Origin of the sequence: Desulfuromusa kysingii (assembly GCF_900107645.1) — a bacterium.
GTDB lineage: Bacteria > Desulfobacterota > Desulfuromonadia > Desulfuromonadales > Geopsychrobacteraceae > Desulfuromusa > Desulfuromusa kysingii.
This window is the reverse complement of record NZ_FNQN01000003.1, coordinates 421479-442655: the sequence shown is the minus strand read 5'-3', so window position 1 is coordinate 442655 and position 21177 is coordinate 421479. Positions and strand designations below refer to the sequence as shown.

Here is a 21177-nt window from a genome sequence, read left to right as displayed (position 1 = left end):
CCCTCCGATTCAAACCATGTGGTTTGAACCGCCGATGATCTAGACTAAAACTTTATCTGTTATTTCTTAGGCGTAGGTGGAGGTGGCGGAGAAGGCGCTGCTGGTGGTCTACTTGGCGTACTTGGTTGATATCCACCCCTCCTGCCACCATCTCCAGGTGAAGGGGTTGGCCTTGGTGATGTTGGGGGCTTAGGACTCATCGTTTTCACCTCCTGAGAAAAGAGCTTCACCTATCGGAATAATACGTTTGTCAATCGTTGGTTCATTTACTGCTGCGATTGAATATAAAGCCCTTGATTTAATAAATATGTATTGGTAGGGAGTAGAAATATAATCACTTGATTCAGCGTTATATAAAGCAGGTTCTTCCAGTATAAGATCCCTTTCTTCCGAAGAAGCAGCGATATCTGCGATTTTCAACTTACCAGCGTATATTTCACCACTTTCCAGCCCTATAACAACCCAATGGTTTGGAACATAAGACCTTACAAACTGGTCCCATGCGCAAGGGAAAGCAGAGCTTGATGAAAATCTTGCCAACAGTTTCGCCCCCCAGGCCCCAAGAAAACCCGCAATCCCCCCACCTAGAAGATGTCCACTATATGGGATAAAGATACTAGGCAAAAAAGATGCTTGAGAAGAAATCTTTTCGTAGGTAGATGGCAGTATATGCACCGGGGGTGACCAATTAAAAAAATCTGAAACTAGAGCATATAAAGTAACGCCAACAACACTAAAACCAATCAACCTCAGAACTCCTTGCCATTCTTTCTCTCTCCAGTCAACTCCCACTAAGACTCGATAAATTTTCTCGCCTATTAATCCGGGGAAAATTGCTATAACAATGATAAGTAAACCAACAATCGTGTCTGGCATAAGGTCTCCGGTCTCTACAGATTTATTCCAGCGTCAAAATTTGGTCCGTAATTTCAGTAAAAGCTACATCATGGCTAATCAGGAACAATTGGTCATACCAGTGCTCGGTGACATCCTCCTTGCCGACATCAATGGCGCGGAAAGCGTGAGCCAGGTTCTCCCGGCGTGCTGCATCAAGGTTCGAGGTTGGTTCATCAAAGAAGGCGATCCGGGCACCAATGGTCTGTAACATCGCCAAACGTAACGCTACGACTGCGCTCATGGTCTGCCCACCGGAGAGCTGATCGTCGGCCCGCTCGCGCAATTCGCCACCAACCATGTCACGCAGAACGATTTGGTAGTTATCTCCCCAGGCCAGCTCTTCATCAACTTCGGCAATAATCCGGTAGATTTGGTTTGCTCTCTGGCTGATCTCCTCACGGAAACGCTCAGAAAGGAAAGTGGATACGTTACGGAAGACCCGATTGCGCAGGAATTTGACCAGTTCATCTTTTTCTTTAAACGATTTGATCTGAGCCTGTTTGACAGCGATATTTTCCTCGATCTTCTTGAGCTTGTCGATCTCGGCGGCAAGACGGAAAACATCGGCCATCAGCCCCTTGACCTTTTGTCCTAGTGCACCAACATCTCCCCCCAGCTCATCTTTCTGCTTGCGCAAAGCCTCGTGTTCGGCGGCATTATATTCCTTGCCTGCCATGCTATGGGCAGCTTCCTTGTCGGCCAGATTTTCCTGTAACTGTTTGAGATAGTTTTCGAACTTCTCAAGATCCGCTCGACGCTGTTCAAGTTCGGCAGCCTGTTGTTGATTAGCTACATATCGGTCTCGTGACTCCTGGTGTTGTCCTTTTACTTTTTCAGCCGCGTCAATATCTGCCTGCAATCGATCGTAGGATTCCAGAACCTTCTGTTTCTCTTCCAGTTGCTGCTGGACTGTGGCCTGCTCCTTCTGCAATCCGTTCAGGCTTTCAGCATTGGTTGCGTTATCTTTGCGACGCTCGGCTAACTTCTCCACCTGATCGTCAATCCCCTTAAGCTTGACAGCAACCTCTTTTAGAAGATCATTTGCCTGGCTGGCAGCCTTTTCTTCCTGTTCTAGCGCCTCAAACTCTCCAGTCAGTCGTTGTCGTTCCTTGTCCATATCATCGAACTTGGCAGAAAAGACATCACCCGGAGACTTTTCGGCAATATTGAGGCAAGGCTCCTGAAAGAACGGACAGATCCCCTCGGCGAGCTTTTCGCTCCCTTCTTCAAGGCCAGATCGGCGGCCTTCGAGCTGCCCGAGCTGCTTACGCACCTTATCAATCGCCGAACGGATTTCCGGGAGACGGACAGACAAAGACTTCTGCTTCTCATCAACAACCAACTCTTTCCGGTTTTCAGAAAGCTGACTCTCTTCTTCCGCAAGCTCCTGAGCGGCTTTCTCAACAGCTTTCGATTCGAGGTTGAATCTTTCCCCCAGAGTGCCAACCTTCGTCTTGAGATCGGCGACTTCCTGTTCAAGCTGGCGCTGCACCTTGACCTGCTCGCGCAGTTCGGTCAGCCTGGTCTCAGCCTGTTCAAAGGCTTTTTTACCAGACACAGACTCCTCAGTAATTTTGTGAGCTTTTTCCGCCTCACTAACCAGCACCTTCTGTTTACCGATCATTTCCTTACCGTTACCGATCCGCTCCTTGAGCGCATCGATCTCTTTTTCAAACTCTTTGAGGGTTTTTTCGCGCTTGTCAGCATCGACCAGCAGATTTTCCAGTTCCTTAAGTTTCTGCTGCTGAATTTTCAGATCTTTCTCAGTTTGCTCAAGGTTCTGCTTGGCCGTCTTGTGTTCGTCCTTTTTCCCTGGGAGTTCTGCGACTTGTTCTTTAAGTGGACCGATGGCACTCTCCAACGAATCAACCTTCGCCTTGATTGTACTGGCCAGCACCTTGGTCTCGTTGAAGGTCTTGCGCCAGCTGTCAATTCCGAGAATCTCATCGAACTTGTCACGCCGCTTGGACGGCTGTTTGATCACAAATGGCCCAAGAAATTCATGTTGAAACGGGCCAATCACCAACTCAAACTGTTCAGCCAAAGAACGTCCCGAGTTCAGCCCAAGCAGTTCTTTGAGTCGGGCCTCGGTTTCTTTACTGTCTTTATGCTCCTCTACCTCGAATCCGCCACCGACCTCCTTGGCTAGCAACCACTTTGATGGCGTACCAACAGTCCGGCTGACCCGATAACGCTCGTCATCCACCCGTTGAAAGACAACGGCAATTTCGCCCCGTTTAGCACCGATCGAGATAAATCGATCGACGTTGCCAACAAAGCTCTGCGCATCAACGCCAAACATGGCATAGCCGATCGATTCGAAAATGGTGCTTTTACCGACGCCATTGAGGCCAGAAAGGACATTGATGCCGGGTGAGAAATCCAGTTCGGTGTCGCGGTGTGATTTGATATTCTTGAGATGAATGGAGAGGATCTGCATTAGTTCCCCTCCGCATCAAGCAAGGCCAAGAGCTCATCACCATCGACGTTACCTTTTTGTACTGCTTTTTTCAGAGAGATCGAAAGCCGAATCAGTTCCTCCTCACGCCCCTGGTATTCGCTGCCGGACTTGATCAACTCATGCAGGACTTCATTTTCGATCTCTTCCAAACTCATTTTGGAGGACTCTCCCTCACCGGCGCTGCTGACCAGGGAAAGATGATTTTTGATCTCGACATGCAGCGGGTCTACCAGTTCCTCAAGAACGGCTTTCAACCGCTCACGCCCCAGCTCAAAGGGGTGGAAACCGACCCGACCGGTTAGCTTCAGTTCCAACAGAGGCTTGCGATCATCGTCCGAGGTATCGACCTTGTTAGCCACCTGCTCGTTGAACATGTCGAGAGCCTGTTCGGCATTCTCCGCGCCGTTTAAATCAATGGTTTCTACAAACATCGGTCGTGGTGACGTGTTTCTGAATTCTGGGATGAACTCGCCGTTCTCATAGGTGACGAAGTAGTAACCCTTGTCATACTTCTCTTCACCGAAGTTGACCCGTTCCGGAGAACCGGGATTGTAGGCGTAGGGTCTTCCTTCAGGGGTTTTGATGACATAGGGCTTGTGTCCGTGACCAAGAGCAACGTAACCGAACTTTTCAGCCAGCGGATGTGCCTCTTCAAGCTTCATGTTGCCGATCTCTACAGGGGAATAGCTCCAGATGCCAACGTGGAAAAGCAGCAGATTGTTTTCGGTAGTGACCGCCTCGCAGATACGCTCAACGTGACTGCCTGCCTGGGCACCGATGTAACCGAGGCCATAGATATTGACGCCACCGATCTCGATGTGACCACCCATGGCGGTCTCTTCATCGAAAGGGTCAAAGCTGTAACCGCCCTCTTCGGTGCGGGATGGGCGCAGTAGTTTAATGTAACCCATCTGCGACAGTGCTTCCATCCACGAGATGCTGTCGCGACGGTGAATCCAGTCATGGTTTCCTTCGATAGCAATGCAGGGGATGTTGGCTTCTTTTAGGGGTTGTAGGGTTTCTATGGTTTTAGCGAAGGTTTTCGGCAGGATCTGACCGACGTGGAATAGGTCGCCGCCAATTAGGACGAAGTCGACCTTTGCTTCGATAGCATCGGTGATGATTTCGGCCAGACAACGGAAGAAATCCTCGTAGCGTTCCGCTTCACCCGTGGAGGTTCGATAGGTTTTGCCAAGGTGGATGTCGGAGATATGGATGAAGCGCATGGTTAAAGTCTCGTTTTTTTTAAGATCTTATGACACTAAAAGTAATCCAGCCCTTTTTATTTAACTCAATTAAGTAGAATAAAACAGACCCTCCCGATATTTTCTCAACTATCCAATCTTTTCATACGGATATGACATCCGTATCTCTCTATTAAAATATGAGCCATGCGATGCAGCATTCATGAGCTCTTCATATACCACTGGGGTAACATTTCTATACTCATATACCGATCCATTCAAAAATTCTACTTCCAAAACTTCTGTAGCATTATCATACCCAATAGATGCAATATTTGAAGATGAAACTGACTGTCTTTCCATGACTACGCTCCTTAAAATTGTTATAAAAATTCGTTATTTCTCCACCCTATAATAACTTTATTATAGTTCTCGTCCTTAGGCGGGTCACCTTTCCACTGCACTGAGACAAGTGGATCTGTACTCTTAGAGTCTTTAGCTTTGCTAAATTTTGTCCGCATGGGCAACTTGACGCATTCACCCATTATCAAACCTTCACCTGTACGCAAACTGGGCAATAACTCTACTAAGTCATTTAATGAATCTTCTACTGCGCTTTTTATGTGGCTCCGGTCATTTGAATTAGTCATTCTAAGTGCTATCACCGACCCACATTGGCTCAACACCGTTTCATCCAGCTCCGACGGCCTTTGAGTCACAAGCAAAAGGCCTGCGCCATATTTCCTACCCTCTTTGGCAATCTTCTGGACAATGCGAGAAGATACGGAATTTTCACCAGATTTTAAATAGCTGTGTGCTTCTTCCAAGACAAACAATATAGGTGTTTGTCTTCCGCCGACGTCAAGGTCTTGGCCCCAGTAACAAAATTCATAGATGATTGACAATAACGACCCAGAAATAGAGCTCATAACTTCAGACGGGATACTTGAAAGGTCCAGAATTGTTATTGGCTTTGTTGACCCTATCCAATCCTTTATAAGTTGGCCTAAATCGCTTTCTATTTTTCCATTTAAATCTGGAGTGAGTGAGTCCAACTTATATAAGAACTTATACCTGTGATCTAACAACCGATTTCTCATTAAATTCAAGAAGCCAAGAATACCCTGTGCAGAATTATTCATAAATGGTGCTGCGCCCCCATTGCCAGCGGGGGTATATTTGTTTGACTTTAAGGTCTCTGCATCACCCACATCTATTTTATCAAGGGTGCTAGTTTCAGGGTTTCCTCTTTCTTGGTAAGTTTGTCGTTCAAAGTCATCTAATTCGAACCACAACTGCTTGACGCTAAATGGAATAGGACTATCTGCTGTAATGGCCTCCTCTTTCGAAATGGGTACTATACCCTTTGAGGCTTTGATCTTTTTTTCTAGAACTTTTTCTCTGATATATTCTTCTTGTTTTTCGTTTAACTTGCCTGGAAAGCTTCTTATAAACTCTTGGAATGTCAATGCCCAGTACGGAATATATAATTCCTTATCTCCCTTTGAGGTATTTGCACCTACTTTGAATATTTGACTATGATTCTTCAAAATTTCCCCATATTCACCATGAGGATCAATAAGGATAATTCTTGAGTTGGTAAGCCCCTCCTTGGTAGCAAGTGACTCTAAAACTACAGAAACCGTATTAGACTTACCACTACCCGTTGATCCGAGAATGGCGCAGTGTCTATTGACCAATCTGTCAATATCTATTCTTGCTGGCAACCCTTCAGAGGAACTTACATTTCCAACCACAATAGATTTATCTTCCTTCAATCCGCCATAAATCAACATCAGATCATTTGAACTAACTAAATGGGCTTCGTCATTAGCAATAGGAAACTGAACTACTCCACGCTCAAATTCCTTACCTGTCCTCTCTCCTATTAAAGTTGCCTTAATCCAACGAGCACCAAACTCGCTACCATTTTGTTCTATCAGTTTTTCGGGTATTGCATCTGCGCCTGCTTGGGTAACGACACCGAACAAATCGACATAGCCAAAGGGTATTTTTATAAACGAGCCTATCTGCCCTACTCTGTATAAGATCCCTTCAATGATAGGTAAAGTCGACCCAATATTTGCATCCAATTCTATGGCGAGAGTACTTCCCGTAACGCTCCGGACTCTTCCAATAAATGATTCACTGTGCTTCATTGGTCTATCCTTTTACAAAACGAGAATTTGTATAAAACAGGGCTAGGAAATCAGAGAATCTTTTAAAATCACCTAACACAAAGTCTCCTTCTCCACTCCACTCAGCATCCTTTAATACCGCATCTTCATCAAAACCATAATCTAAAAGATTATAGGATTCATTTCTATTAGGTTCATTTTCTAGTTTCCATGATCCAAACTTACCTCCGATAACAGCCGTCCTTTTCGCGTAAACAGATATTTTCGGGCTATCTTTTGCGTATTTTGATAAATCATCACTTTCTTCCATCTTGGATCTTTTAAGAACAAAGACATGAGATGATCTTGAATTTGTAAGTGCAGTTAAAATCATCCCATTAATATGATCGTCACCAAAAGAGTAACCACACACAAAAAGGACAGAATCTTCTTGTTTCAAAAACCAGGACAGCCTATCCATATAACTTAAATATGGTTGTTTTCTTGAGTGGTCATATTTTAAAAATGACGGGTAAATCATTGCACTTTCTTTTGCGTTTGACACTCTGATGATCTCGTCATTTTCGAGGTCCCATCCCAATGATCCATGCAATTTCCAAAGCTTTGTCCAGTCTTTAACTGGAAGACTATCTTCAATCCATTCAGGGTAAAAAAAAGCCTTGTTGCTTCCAATAAATCCATCGAAATATGGAGCCTTTTGCTTTTCCATCCCCGACTCCAAAAGATAGTCGTAATTTGTGGTGAATATCTCTACCGGAAATTTTCTGTCAGCATGTTTTACCCATTTTGCAAAATCATCATGGCTTAATTCTTTGCCTGGAAAATCAGTATGACTATGCACAGAAACTATGTCTTTAATTTTATTCTCAATGGATTTTCTTAATTTGGTTAATTCCTCTTTATTCAACCCACAAAGGGCTTCTTTACCTACTGCTTTTTCCTTTTCTGATATTTTAGAAAGTAACGTTTCAACATTGAAAGTTTCAGAATTACTTTTTATTTCATCTTCTATCTGGTTTACCGCACTTTCCATCTTTCCATCAAACTCGGCTACGACTGTTTTAGTCATTTCTTGGCTTGTTTTGATCAAGCTATGACCTTTTTTGTCCACAGCGGAAATACCCGCTCCAAATAAAAAACCAATTTTTTTTGAAGGATTACTTAAAACAACCTGAAGCTGTTCAATTACGTCTTTTGGGTTATGCGTTTTCATATTATTTATTCCTCCGCGTAAAATTATAACAAAGGTAGATAGGGGGGAGCCCTACTTAATTGCGTTCTCCAACTCTCCCAAAATCCTCACCATCGCCAATGTATCCAACCGACAATACTCCAACATCGCCTTTCGCAACTGTTCCAACTCCACACCATCCTCCAACGCACACATATCATGGTAGGCCTGCATCGCTGCCATTCCATCGGCAATCTCCATCCCCGAATAAGAAAGCTCAGGAACCATCGCCGGAAGCACTTCCTTGATCGAATAGGAGCCACGCATCTGCCATCGATAAACATCCCGTCTGCGGAACGGCACCATCAGATCACGCACATTCTCCAGCCGTTTATCAATCGCTCCAGCCAGATCAGGAAACAGCTCGGCCAGAGCACGAAGAACCCCCTTCTCAAATGTCTGGTTATAGGTCAGCACACAACCATCTTCGGGGATCAGATCAAGCAGTTGCTCGATCAGTTGACGCCGTGGGTCGACGTCTGGCTCGGCCAGAAATTCGTAGTGCTCCGGCTCAGCCCCGGCATCGTGCTGAACATGCAGTGAAAACTGAAACGGAACCTGCTGATATGGTCGGGTGTCGTTGAATTTTGGAATTGCGGAATTGAAGGTCTCAAAATCGAGATGGTAAAGCGGATACCAGAGGGTGTCGAGAAAGGCCTTAACGGCCTTAGGATCGGTCGAGTCTTCTTCGTTCAGGGTCGCCTCAACCTGCTGGCGCTGCGCCTTGTTGAGATCGTCAAGTGGGATATCCTCAAAATGGATTATGCCTCGGTCGTAATAGTCGAACTTTTTAATACCCCGACCCTTGAGATCAAAGACCGAATTATCCGGGATATGCTGCCAACAGTATGGGACAAAATCGCAGTCATAGGGGTCGCTGCAATGCGGGCCGATATCGATTTGCGGCTCATCGCCCTGCAAGGCGCTGCGGAGATCGTCAATGATCTTCGGCAGATTGGCCTGGCGCAGAAACGCTTCTTCCTGCACATCCACACCGGCAAAGAGTTGTTTGACGTCAATCTCCCCCTGTCGCACGTACTGGTTATTGATATGCACCAGATACGCCCCAGAGATCAGCAGCCCGCAATTGCCGAGCACGTAGAACTGGATCGCCGCATCGTCGAGATTGACCTCCTTGACCGAGGTTGACATTTTCACTTCATGAATCTGCCAGGCGTCGCCATCTTTAACAAGGATATCCACCTTGACGAAGATTCCGTCGTACTCGAATGAGGCCTCGTAGATGACTTCGGCACCGTCATCGATTAGTTGCCGTGTTTGCTCAATCTGCTCAAGAACTGAGAGTCCTTCAAATGGAACCTCTGTCCCACCGGGAAAAAGCTGTTGGGCGAGAATACCTACTTCGTTACCTGCACGGAACTTAGCTTCAAGATCAGGCTGCGGGGGGAATTCAAAAGCGGGCGGGTTCTTCTGTAGATAAAGTGCCTTAGGGCACTGCATCCCTTTGAGAATCAATGATTTGCTTAGAGCAGTTTTTCCTGACATTACCCCCTCCCAACAAAAAAGCCGCAAACCTGCATTCGCAGACTTACGGCTTGAAACCAATTACATTTTTTTTCCAGCAACCATTTCGCCTCCAGGAAAACACAATTAAATTAACACTTCCCAAAATACTAAAAACAACCTTTAAGGTCAACAGATCAATTGCTGGTCTCACTTTCGTAGTACAAGTACAGACATCCTTAATCAACCCTTCTTTTCTGGAACCATCGCCTTTAACAAGGCAAACCAACAAAAAACTACAGACAAGACAATCAGAGAGCAGACCGGAAAAACAAACCAGGAAGTAAAGAATCCATTTCCACGGTTAAAAAGTATCGACACAAAGCCAAATATTGTTGAAACCCATGCAATGGTCGAAAAACCAAGTATACCAAACCATATCGTATGAGTTTTTTGTTCAGCAGGAGCCTGTGCAACTACCACTTTTACTGTCTTGAGACCTAGAAACACTATGGGTAATAGGATCCAGGTTCCTTTTAAAAAAAGAAACAAAAATTCAAAAAGGTTTGACACAGGACGATCTTGTTTTTGCCGCAGAAGTTCAAAGTCAGCTAAAATTGAGAACCGAAACGATTCTATTTTTTCGGAGCTTTCAACCGACATGGCCTGAGACGGTATTTTGGCGATTAAGTCTGCTTGCTGATTGAGGTAGTAATATTCAATGAATTGAGTTTGCGATTCGACAACTATCAACAGACTCGCCAAACCAAGAAAAATCCAAAGTGCTCGTCGGTAGCTGTTAAGAGATAAGACTTCGATTAAAGACTTGGAAAAATTGCTAACCACAATGCCTCCTGTTTAATACAGCTCAATAATATTCCTTGATATACGCATAAGCCCGATCAAACAAAATCTGGTCCTTATGCAACTGGTACTTCAGCAACGCCTTCCGCAGCGATTTCTGCACTTCACGTTCGCCCTGGGTTGATTGTTGCCAACCAGGAAAACGTGGTAATCATCCCATTTTTAATAGCTATCAAAAGTAGACTTATGCTGCCATTGCCAGCTTTTGTTTAGGTGTAATTCCACCAATCGCCATATTGAGTCGTTCGTTATTGTGAAGCCAAAGCCATCGAGTCGCGTAATCTTGGACTTCAACAATAGAGTCAAATAGGTATTGTGACAGCCAGTCATAGCGAACGGTTCGATTATAGCGTTCCACATAAGCATTCATTCTGCTGTGGATTTCCTGGCTGAATATAGCTGATCTCTATATCTCTTTTCTTTGCCCAGTTCTGCAAATGGTGACTGATGTATTCGGGGCCGTTATCGCAGCGTATTGTTTGTGGCTTGCCACGCCATTCAATGATTTGATCCAAGGTACGAGTTACGCGTGCCGATGGTAATGAAAAATCAACATCAATACAGAGTCCTTCACGGTTATAGTCATCGAGGACATTGAACAATCGGTAGCTTCTGCCATTGGATAACTGATCGTGCATGAAATCCATGGACCATACTTGGTTAATCTCTTCTGGGACTTCCAATGCTTCAGGTTTCTCGCGAACAAGTCGTTTCTTAGGTTTTATTCTTAGGTTGAGTTCCAATTCCCGATAGATCCGATAAACATTCTTGTGGTTCCAGCCAAAGCCTTTGACGTTGCGCAGATACAAAAAGCAGAGACCAAAACCCCAATTACGCTGGTTGTGGGTTAAACGAATCAACCAGTCGGCTATCTCTTCATTTTCTGCTGACAGTTTAACCTGATAGCGACAGCAGGTCTCGCAGATGGCGAAACTCAGACACGCTAACCGAATGCTGATATTATTATATTGAACAACTTTCTTGGCCATCTCTCGGCGTAAAGATGGCCTTAATACTTTCCCTCCAACGCCTCTTTCCTGATTTCAGATTTGAGACGTTCTTCGGCATACATCTTCTTGAGTCGCCGTATTCAGCTTCCAACTCTTTTAAGCGAGCGACCATAGACGCATCCATACCGCCATATTTGGCTCGCCACTTGTAGAATGTGGCGTTGCTCATTCCGTGTTCTCGGCAAAGCTCCGCTACAGGAGTGCCACCCTCTGCCTGTTTCAAGATGCCATGATTTGGCTGTCAGTGAATCGTAATCTTTTCGTTGAGAATCTCCTCTTGGGTAATTTACGAGAAAATTCTACTTTTGACGACCTCTATTTTACGGGGGGATGACAAAAGCAACCAAAGATTGTACTAGTCGTAAAGCGACATAACTGGAATTATATTTTCTTGATTTTTTATTGTGAGTAATTTTAGGTGATTACAAAATTATCAACTCTAATGTTTTTAATGATTTCATGTCTAGCAGGATTTCAGCTTTGATGATATCATACCAAACATTAGAGAGGGCCAATCAATAAGAGGTATAACTTTTCTTCTCATTTACCCTCCTAAACTAAGCAAACATAAACTCTAAGCGCAATAATTTTATCCTCAAAACTTTTTAAGAGAGGCCTTCATGTGCAACAAAACATTCAGACTTTTTATTTCATCAACCTTCAATGATTTTCAAAGAGAAAGGGATAGACTTCAGACAGAAGTCTTTCCAGAAATTGAAATATACGCTCAGGAGAAAGGCTATAATTTTCAACCAATTGATTTGCGCTGGGGAGTGAATGAAGAAGCGCAGCTTGATCAGAAAACTTTGGCTCTATGTCTTGGAGAAGTACAGACGTGTAAAACCCATCTCCACCCAAACTTTCTGATCATGGCCGGCGACAGATACGGCTGGACACCCCTTCCTTATGCCATAGAGCAAAATGAATTTGAGACCCTGCTCGCCCTAATCGATCCAAAGGATCAAGAAGTATTGCTGGAATGGTACAAAAAGGATCTTAACCAGCTGCCTGCCAGTTACATTATAAAAGAGCGCAGTGGCAATTTCGTCGATCATGAAGAATGGGACAAGGTTGAGGAAAAGCTAAGAAGAATTCTGCAAACTGCGGTCGACATCGCAGAACTGCCGGAAGAAGATAAGAGCAAGTATATTCTTTCGGCCACCGAGGCCGAGGTTCTTGAAGGCATCTTTCCCTATCTAAAGCACACGCCTTTTCAAACATCCTTACTCAAAAAATCGCCGGACTTGGGCAACACTGACACGCAGCATATTTTTGGCTTTTTACGGGATATAGATATCGAGAGCCGTCAGTCAGATAAGTTTATCAATGGTGCTTCAGAAAAAACTGAGGGCAAAAGTGACTACGAAAAGGCTCAAGGTTTTAAGGCACGTATCAAGGAGGTCCTTCCTGAAAACGTACTTCAGGTAAAGACCACCCAGAAGGATAAAGAGAGTCTAAATGAAGCGTATCTTGATGAATTTGAAGAAAAGATAAAAACCTTTTTGCTGGGTCAAATTGACTCCCAAAAGGAACAGGATGAACAGTCCTCTCAACTCCTAAAAGAACAACAGGCGCAAACCTATTTTGCTCAACAAAAACGGCAAGACTTTATCGGCCAAGAAGCCACTCTTGCTTCTATCCGTGAATACCTAGGAAATGACGACACTAGGCCTCTCATCATCCATGGCCCTTCGGGTAGCGGCAAGTCCGCTATCATGGCCCATGCAATTAAAGAAACGACATCTGACAACAGGAAAATTCTCTATCGCTTCATCGGAGCAACACCTAATACCAGTTCCAGCAAAGAAATTTTGACTTCTCTCTTTGCAGAACTTAAAAGTATTCGTAACGAAAACGAGAAAAATGGAAAACCGGGCACATTACTGGATGAAATAAAAAAGGAAGAGAGCTTCGAGGATTTCAGTTATCGGATCCATTCAGAAATCATGAGGCTAAAAGAAAATATTATTATTTTTATCGATGCTGTGGACCAGTTGGCACATGACGACCAATTCATATGGCTACCAACAGATCTGCCAACCAATGTCAAAGTAATCATTTCTGCATTGGACGATAAAAACTATAAGGGTGACAGTCGCTACTTCCAAGCCCTAACAGCCAGAAGCTCAAACATTCAGGAAATTCCCCCTTTTACAGATGAAGATGCGCGCAAGCTTATTCGTAAGTGTTTGCAGAATGAAGGACGAAAGCTACAACAGCATCAGGAAGATTATTTTATCGAGCAGTTCAATTACTCATCGACGCCACTCTTTGTTGCAGTTGCAGCTCAAAACCTTAAACATTGGAGAAGTTTTGATGTTTATGAGGGTAAAGAAAAATCGGATGAGGGGATCACTAGGCACCTGCCTCGTGGGCAGCAGGATCTCATCAGCGACTTCATCAAAAACCTATGTGAACAGAACCATCATAAAGAAGAACTAGTCAATAAAGTTCTCGGCTACCTTCATGCTTCACGTGACGGCCTGAGCGAATCGGAGCTTTTGAACCTCATTGACGCTGATCCAACGTTTGTTAATGTGGTTGCGCCAGCTCCGCCCCACCCTAAGAACACAACAAAGCTACCCATAGTTATTTGGGCTAGACTACACACTCAAATCAAGCCATTTATTGGGAAAAGAAGAAAGGATGGCGATGAGCTCCTTTACTTGTTCCACCGAGAGTTTAGCGATGCTGTAGGCAAATTAAATGGCCAGCAAAATGAGCATGAGGCCATGATCACGAATACTCAGGAGATAATCCTGTGTAATCAAAATCTAGAGTTTAAGAAAAATCGTTGGGGAAAAATATATGCAGCTCTAATCACTGGACATTATTCGTTCTACAAAAAAAGATCTCTTCAAAAAATGAACGCAGAATTTATAGCGAATCTCAAAAGCAACGAATGGAAAAACAGCTATGTATCGTTTCTTCTCAAAAAGGGATCGACTTATGAAATTTTAAATAAGAGCCGTGATTCTATCAATTACCTTGAGAGCTGCAAGCTTACACTCTCGATGCTCTACAACGAAGATCATGAAAAATGGGTGAGCGAGTACACGGACGTGCTAGCAAATCTAGCGCACTCATATAATAGTGTAAGCAGAACAGAAGAGGCTATTTCCCTTGAAGAAGAGCGCTTAAAAATTATAAAGAAACTATATGAATCTGATAGCGATACTTGGGAGGAAAAATATATTGAGGCGATTATTTACCTTTCCCTTTCTAACTATCGCTTGAATATATTCACAAAAGAAGTTGACTCATTGGCTGAAATCTTACCAAGACTAAAATCTCTCTACATAGAAAACCAGATCAAATGGGCGAAGAAATTCACTAGAGCTTTAGGCACCCTTGCTCTCTTCATGAAGCGAATTGATCAAATTAAACTGGCCGCTCATCTGGAAAGGGAGTGTTACGAGGAATTAAGCAAACTCTACCAGTTAAATAAAGATCAATGGATCGATGATTTAATCAATCTGAAGATGAATATGGCTGAAACACACCACTTAATTGGGCAACCGGATATCGCCCTTCATGTTGATGAAGAATGCGTTGAACTTATAGAGCCACGCTATCAATCTTCACCAGCAAGATGGGGGAGACGCTACACTGACGCATTAACAAATCAAGCAACCTCATTGGCACTATTTGGACGTATCGATGCCGCTCGAGAAATACAGGAGAAAGCGTATGAGATCTGCCTGAAATCATATGGGGAGAATGATCCAAGATGTATAGAACTGGCAAACAAAGTAAAAATATCAAAAAAAGTCCAAAAACAGAAAAGAGAAGATTCTCTCTAAGGAGTTGATGTGCATCAGGAAGCTAAACCAAAACCTGTTTTCAGTATTTTAGTTGCAGGACATCGTGAAGACCGTCTAAACCGGATGAACTCGCAGGAGGCAATCTTCGCAAGCCTTAAAAAATCGCTGCTGGAACTCAAGGAACTGGCAAAAGTCCAGCTTGACAATGCGGCCCAACTATACAAACAGATACCTTCTAAAAATTGTGAATATCGCCTTCTTACCGGTTGCGCTCCCGGAGTAGACACAAAAGCTGCTCAACTCGCTACAGAAATCGGATATGAGCTACATCTTCTGACGCCCGGACAGGACAAAGTTACAAACGAAGCACAGAAAAATGCACAACGCAAAGTAACCTTGGGTGCTCCTATAACTCAGAGCACCGAACTCCCTGTAGAAGCCTTCGCAATACGTGATGAAATAGCACTGGCATATTCTGATGTCCTTACTGTTGTCTGGGACGGCAAATCTCCGCAAGGAATTGCTGGAGGAACTGTTCGATTGATTCGGGAGTCACTTCTGCAGCGCAAACCAGTCATCTGGATTGGCACTGGCGGCAACATTAAATATTCTCAACCACAACAACTAACCGAAAGCGAGCTGTCGATACTAAGAGCGGATGGATGGAGCCCCACACTGCTAAAGAAACATTTCAATGGCGACAACACCGAAGTCATGGGGCAACTTGAGTGTCTTTTAAACCCAGCCAAATCCGCAAATGGAGTAGAAATCTGCGACCAAATAAATCGCTTAACAGGTGTGAAGCCTTGCGGCGATCCTTGTTATGGAGTCTCTGCGAAAGAACTAAAACACGAGGACCATCCGATTGCAGAGCCTGATGGCATTAAAAATGCGTTCAGTATTTTCGACACTCAGGCCAATGCCTATGCAAAAAAACATCGCTCAAGCGTATGGGCTCTCTACCTATTGGCCACTTTTGCAGTTTTTTTTGCAGCTTGCGGTGCGTTGACATTCACACCCAAGTCATTATGGCCATACTCTGAATTGACAGTGCTTTCAGTGGTCATCGCCATATATCTAATTGCCGTCAAAAAGAAATGGCATGGTCTTTTTCTGAGTCATCGGTACCTTGCTGAGCAGTTACGTTACCTACGCTTCAGTTATCCTTTACTGGCAATCCCATCTGTATTCCTGAAATCGATATGGAAAATCCCCGAAAAACCATTAAGCGCCACCTCAACGGGAAAAACCAATCCTTTACGGATTAGTGGCGCTGAGATTTGGTTGTTGAACCGCACATTGATTTCGACTGGATTACCTACCGCTAAAACAGCTAACACCCAAAACTACAATCTTCAAAAATGCAACACCTCATCGCTAGCCCAAAACTACCTAAAAAAAATAACTGAAGGGCAACACGATTATCATGTAAAAGCAAATCACAAACGACACAGTGAACATCGCAAGTTACATAGATTTTCTGCAGGTCTTTTTATTGCCACATTCATAATGGTTGTTATGGAAATTTTTCACATTGGCCCGCATAGCATGCTTTCCCTCGGCACCATCGTCTGCCCCGCACTTGGCGCAGCAATTCATGGTATTTTGACTCAGAACGAAATAGCAAGAATCAGCGCAATGTCAAACCTGACTGCTGAACAATTAAAATCGTATATTGCCGCATTCGAAAAAATTAACAGCAAGGAGACTGACATGACATGGAACAACTTCTTGACCCTCCGCTGCCTAACAAATGATGCAGCAGAGCTCATGTCTGGACAAAACTCTCAATGGCAAGCTCTTCTCATTCACCAAAAAGAATCGCTTCCAGCTTAGGGGTCTTAATTGATAGATCTTGCGTCCCACCCACATGCCATCCGCGTACTCAAACGACCGATCCCAGTAAATGTTGATTTTGCTGATAAGGAGGGAGTTTGTAAAACACTGGAGGGATCAGTCCGCTATCAAGCAGGCGACGCAATACTCACTGGAAACCATGGGGATACCTGGCCTGTTGAACGAGACAAGTTTTTCTCAGCCTACCGGCCAGTGCCCCCTCTCGAAATGGGTAACTCCGGTCACTATACCAAGAAGCCTGCATCGGTATTTGCTCTACAGGCAAGTGAAGCAATAGAGATAGCAGTAGGTGAACAAAACGACCTATTACAGGTACAACCTGGAGACTGGATAATCGAATACAGCCCAGGTGACTATGGGGTTGTGAAAGCTGAGATTTTCTACGAAACCTATGAGCCCGTTACTGAGAAATAGTTCTTTGACCTCTTACCACTCACTTTCATGGTCTTACTTCGGACGGGTCGAAAAAAGGTTTCAGGCAACCTACCACTGATTGAGAGTGGACTGATGCTCGAGATCGGCTTTTCATGGGGCGAAACAACCAGTGAATTGCAATCGATTTATCCGGCAAGCAACATCATTGCGGTTGATGTAGACTTTAAATCTATCTCAGAAGGACCACCGCTAAATGATAGGGCATGCTTCCTAGTTGCAGATGGCTACAACCCGCCTTATTTGCCCGAGATATTCGACACAGTCTTCTGCATGAGCGATTTATATTACGAATTTAAGGCAAAAAAGGCTCAAGCTGAGCAGTACCTTAAATCGGTTGACACTCAAGTCAAAGATAGCGGATATCTTCTCATTTCCGGACGAGCAATAGATGCCGTGATATTCATAAGACAGGGAGATGTCTTCGTTCCAACCTACTACAATCCTCAGCTTTCAGATTTTAGCAATTTAACGGTATCAGACATAACACCAAACATGTCCTTGTCTGATTACAGCATCCAATTTATTTCAACATCCAATCTTTTTGATGTAAACAATGTCGGTGTTTAAATCTTGGTTGCTCATCGAGTCATCCAACACCCAGAGGAATGGAATCACCTCATGTCTTTTCAACCTCGAAGGATCAGTTGTTCTTATTGCGCTAGCAGAAACCAGCAGCTTCTCTATTGCATGATCGGTTTTTTCACCAAGATCAATAAGGAGGGTGTAAAAAACTTTGTGAAAATGGTCTCAGTCGGTTACAACCTGTAACCACTGGAGGCACTGATGACCATACCCAAAGATTTGCTCGATACCCTGATGAAGGATTACAAGAATCCTGAAGATCTTATCGAGGAAACCAGGCTACTACTGAAACAACTGACCAAACAACTGCTGGAGCGAGCCATGCAGGCCGAGATAACCGACCATCTTGGCTATGAGAAGAACGCTCCCTCGAACAATAAAACCGGTCATGCCCGAAACGGCAGTTACCAGAAGAAAGTTAAGGGGGAGTTCGGCAATCTCGACATTACCGTCCCCCGTGACTGTGATTCTAGTTTTGAACCGGTTATTCTCCCAAAGGGGCAGAGTCGCTTCACCGGGTTCGATGATAAGATTATCGCCCTGTATGCCAGAGGCATGACCGCCCGCGATATTCTGGCGCACCTGAAAGAGGTGTATGGTGTTGATATTTTACCGACGCTGGTCTCGCAGGTGACCAAGGCCGTTCAGGAAGAGATCAACCTCTGGCAGAATAGACCGTTGGATGAAGTCTGGCCGATTGTTTACCTTGATGCGATCCGAGTTAAAGTCCGTTAGGACAATAGAGTCATCAACAAAGCCGTCTATCTGGCGGTTGGTGTCAACATGGACGGGCTTAAGCAAGTTCTCGGGATATGGACCACTGAGACCGAAGGAGCCAAGTTCTGGCTTCTGGTTGTGACTGAGCTGAAGGACCGTGGTGTGAATGATATTTTTCTCGCTTGTGTCGATGACCTCAAGGGGTTCCCCGAAGCCATCGAGACGGTTTTTCCTGATACGCAAGTTCAGCTCTGCATCGTCCATATGGTGCGCCACAGCCTGAACTATGTATCCTGGAAGCAGCGCAAGGAAGTTGCCGCTGACCTGAAGGCAATTTACTCTGCTCCGACCATCGGTAAGTCTTGGCGGAACAACTGGGACCGGATAACGCCACTGTTTTCCTATCCACCAGATATTCGCAAAGCGATCTACACGACCAACGCTATTGAGTCGGTCAACATGTCGCTGTGTAAGGTGACGAAGAATCGGGGTTCGTTCCCCAATGGTGAATCAATGATCAAGCTGCTGTACTTGGCATTGCAGAATATCTCAAAGATTGGTTATGGGAGGCCGCAACTCTGACCGGCGGGCCATTTACACAAAATACCTTACAAGCTCTGGTTCGCACCCAATAAATCAGGAAATGTAGGGAATTCAGACAGTGCTAATATATATTTATGACTGCATTTTCACCTACATTTTGAATCAGATTCGAGTTTTCAATAAATCAGACCATTAACTGGAAAGTTTCAGAGAAACGTCATCTCTATATTTTTCTTTTCCAATGGTGTAATAGCTGCAATGTGTGACTTTTTTAATATTGTGACTAGAGCTCAAATTATCCGTCAAAATTTCATAAGTAAGATCCCCAAAAGCAATAATGAGTGGGGTTTTCACCTCTAAATCTCTTAATTCTTGGTGGAAAATTTGGATATTCTCGCTTACAAAAGATGGGTTCTTTTTCAAATATGATCTTACGTTTCCAGATATCTTGTCCTCAAAGTCTTTTATGATATCTGTCATGTAGGCACCCCAGAATGGTGTGTCTTGGAATGCATACCGAATTTTGTAATCCTGTGCAGAAGAGGAACTTGAATGGAAGTTTCCAAGAGGAATTCTTATTGGACCTGAAATATTTAGACCAACCATCACAACGTTGGGATTTAACAACCCCAATAGTTGGTCATTCTTGTCGGGATCAAGAATTTCAAGGTTTCCAACATTTGACTTTGGCCTATCACTCGCCTCGTCCCATACTGCCCAACTTGAACAATCCCCGTATTTAGACTTAATCAATTCAAATTTTTTCCTATCAACAGTAATCATATATTCTCCTATCAGAGTAGTAAATCAGTCTAAGTATGAATTTTCAAATGACCAATTGCGACTCCCCCTTCAGCTTTGGAGTTTTTATCATTTGCTATTGAGACATACCAAACAAGTGAAACATATTAAATCACACTGGTGTTGTATTCATTTAAGTATGTAAGTACCTTTAGAGATTGACCCCAAAACCGGCCTCCACATTTTGCGTGGCCATATTTTAGATGACAAGCCAGACTGCTGCCAAATTTCTGTTTACTGTCCTTACTGCGACCAAAACCACATTCTGGATGGCTTCTCCGATCAGCAAATCCAAAATACTTAGAGCACAGATTGACCCATTGCTTTGATACACAGACTGGAAACGAACTGAATCACCTCTTTATTCACGCGGGTATCTTATTAGATATATACGGAATAATCCAAACTTAATCGAAACACCCAAGTTCCACTCTGTATTGTTCACATGGTGCGCCACAGTCTGAACTATGTTTCGTGGATGCAACGTAAAAATGTTGCTACCGATTTGAAGTCTATTTACTCAGCTGCAAACCTCGAAGAAGCAGAATATCATCCTGAACTATTCGAGCAAAAATGGAACGGTAGCCATCCGACCATCGGCAAGTCTTGACGGAACAACTTGGAACGGATTACGCCCCTGTTCTCCTATCCGCCAGATATTCGCAAGGAGATTTACACGACCAACGCTATTGAATAGCGTTAATATGTTGCTACGTAAAGTGACGAAAAACCGGGGATCGTTTCCCAACGATGAATCGATGATCAGGTTAATGTACTTGGCGTTACAAAATATCTAAAAAAATGGACAATGCCGATCCACCATTGGCGATCGGCACTGAATCAGTTTTCAATTATGTCTGAAGAGCGGATGCCGCAACTCTGACCGGCGGGCCATTTACACAAAGTACTTTACAGGCTCTTGGTAATTGTCAGATCAAGTCGAGACACTTTCACATTATTTGTCGTTTTGTATGTTCTTGTCCGGTATTAACTGTTTTACCACTGGGTGGTCAACATAATCCATTTCCAGCTTTCCAGACTTGACAGCTCTATTGAGCTTATCAGATATCTCTTTGCTACCAAAACCAAGCCACTTGAGTTCACGAGAGTCTACTTCCTTACCATTCAATATGACTGTGTCCCTTTTTTTCCTTGAACCAGAATTTTTATCTCCTTCGGTACTGTTGTTATCTACTTTGTCAGACATTATTACCTCCTTCATGCTTTTG

Annotated in this window: 14 protein-coding genes and 3 pseudogenes; 6 read left to right on the top strand and 11 right to left on the bottom strand. The window is 44.0% G+C overall.

All coding sequences use genetic code 11. The features are described from left to right. Positions 1 to 189: 189 nt before the first annotated feature. From BLU87_RS07335 to BLU87_RS07295, 9 genes and pseudogenes are all read right to left on the bottom strand, one after another. On the bottom strand, positions 190 to 876 hold the full coding sequence (locus BLU87_RS07335; RefSeq protein ID WP_092346223.1) for a DUF6338 family protein: 687 nt from the start codon (positions 874 to 876) through the stop codon (positions 190 to 192). 22 nt (positions 877 to 898) lie between these two features. Then, positions 899 to 3337, bottom strand: coding sequence for an AAA family ATPase (locus tag BLU87_RS07330; RefSeq protein WP_092346221.1), 2439 nt, complete (start codon positions 3335 to 3337; stop codon positions 899 to 901). Further along, a complete protein-coding gene (locus tag BLU87_RS07325; RefSeq protein WP_092346219.1) occupies positions 3337 to 4584 on the bottom strand; it encodes a metallophosphoesterase family protein in 1248 nt (415 codons plus the stop codon). The genes BLU87_RS07330 and BLU87_RS07325 overlap by 1 nt, the downstream gene beginning before the upstream one ends. Before the next feature lie 108 nt (positions 4585 to 4692). Next, positions 4693 to 4905 carry a KTSC domain-containing protein gene (locus BLU87_RS07320; protein ID WP_092346217.1) on the bottom strand — a complete coding sequence of 71 codons (213 nt, stop codon included), beginning with the start codon at positions 4903 to 4905 and terminating at the stop codon, positions 4693 to 4695. A 20-nt stretch (positions 4906 to 4925) separates the two neighbouring features. Then, complete coding sequence (locus BLU87_RS07315; RefSeq protein WP_092346215.1) at positions 4926 to 6701, bottom strand: ATP-binding protein; 1776 nt, start codon at positions 6699 to 6701, stop codon at positions 4926 to 4928. A gap of 4 nt (positions 6702 to 6705) precedes the next feature. Next, a complete protein-coding gene (locus BLU87_RS07310) occupies positions 6706 to 7893 on the bottom strand; it encodes an SIR2 family protein (protein ID WP_092346213.1) in 1188 nt (395 codons plus the stop codon). 51 nt (positions 7894 to 7944) lie between these two features. Beyond that, the gene (locus tag BLU87_RS07305) at positions 7945 to 9417 is read right to left on the bottom strand and encodes a DUF2779 domain-containing protein (protein WP_092346211.1); all 1473 of its coding nucleotides are present in this window, start codon (positions 9415 to 9417) and stop codon (positions 7945 to 7947) included. Between the two features lie 201 nt (positions 9418 to 9618). Further along, positions 9619 to 10221, bottom strand: a complete 603-nt coding sequence (locus BLU87_RS07300; protein WP_092346209.1) for a hypothetical protein — start codon at positions 10219 to 10221, stop codon at positions 9619 to 9621. A gap of 202 nt (positions 10222 to 10423) precedes the next feature. Beyond that, positions 10424 to 11480: pseudogene (locus tag BLU87_RS07295) on the bottom strand (IS3 family transposase). Positions 11481 to 11869: 389 nt separating this feature from the next. Here BLU87_RS07295 and BLU87_RS07290 point away from each other — a divergent pair. The 5 genes and pseudogenes from BLU87_RS07290 to BLU87_RS07270 all read left to right on the top strand — a co-directional run. Further along, a complete protein-coding gene (locus BLU87_RS07290) occupies positions 11870 to 15052 on the top strand; it encodes a P-loop domain-containing protein (RefSeq protein WP_092346207.1) in 3183 nt (1060 codons plus the stop codon). A 9-nt stretch (positions 15053 to 15061) separates the two neighbouring features. Further along, complete coding sequence (locus BLU87_RS07285) at positions 15062 to 16849, top strand: hypothetical protein (protein WP_092346205.1); 1788 nt, start codon at positions 15062 to 15064, stop codon at positions 16847 to 16849. A gap of 9 nt (positions 16850 to 16858) precedes the next feature. After that, entirely contained in the window at positions 16859 to 17284 is a 426-nt protein-coding gene (locus tag BLU87_RS07280) for a PGDYG domain-containing protein (RefSeq protein ID WP_092346203.1), read from the top strand. Between the two features lie 93 nt (positions 17285 to 17377). Next, complete coding sequence (locus tag BLU87_RS07275) at positions 17378 to 17872, top strand: class I SAM-dependent methyltransferase (RefSeq protein ID WP_092346201.1); 495 nt, start codon at positions 17378 to 17380, stop codon at positions 17870 to 17872. A gap of 216 nt (positions 17873 to 18088) precedes the next feature. After that, positions 18089 to 19159, top strand: a pseudogene (locus tag BLU87_RS07270) (IS256 family transposase); the annotation flags it as partial. 180 nt (positions 19160 to 19339) lie between these two features. Here the strand turns inward: BLU87_RS07270 and BLU87_RS07265 are convergent. Continuing rightward, positions 19340 to 19930, bottom strand: coding sequence for a hypothetical protein (locus tag BLU87_RS07265; RefSeq protein WP_092346199.1), 591 nt, complete (start codon positions 19928 to 19930; stop codon positions 19340 to 19342). A 436-nt stretch (positions 19931 to 20366) separates the two neighbouring features. Here BLU87_RS07265 and BLU87_RS07260 point away from each other — a divergent pair. Further along, a pseudogene (locus BLU87_RS07260) lies at positions 20367 to 20831 on the top strand (transposase); the annotation flags it as partial. Positions 20832 to 20903: 72 nt separating this feature from the next. Here the strand turns inward: BLU87_RS07260 and BLU87_RS07255 are convergent. Next, on the bottom strand, positions 20904 to 21155 hold the full coding sequence (locus BLU87_RS07255) for a hypothetical protein (protein ID WP_092346197.1): 252 nt from the start codon (positions 21153 to 21155) through the stop codon (positions 20904 to 20906). Positions 21156 to 21177 lie beyond the last annotated feature (22 nt).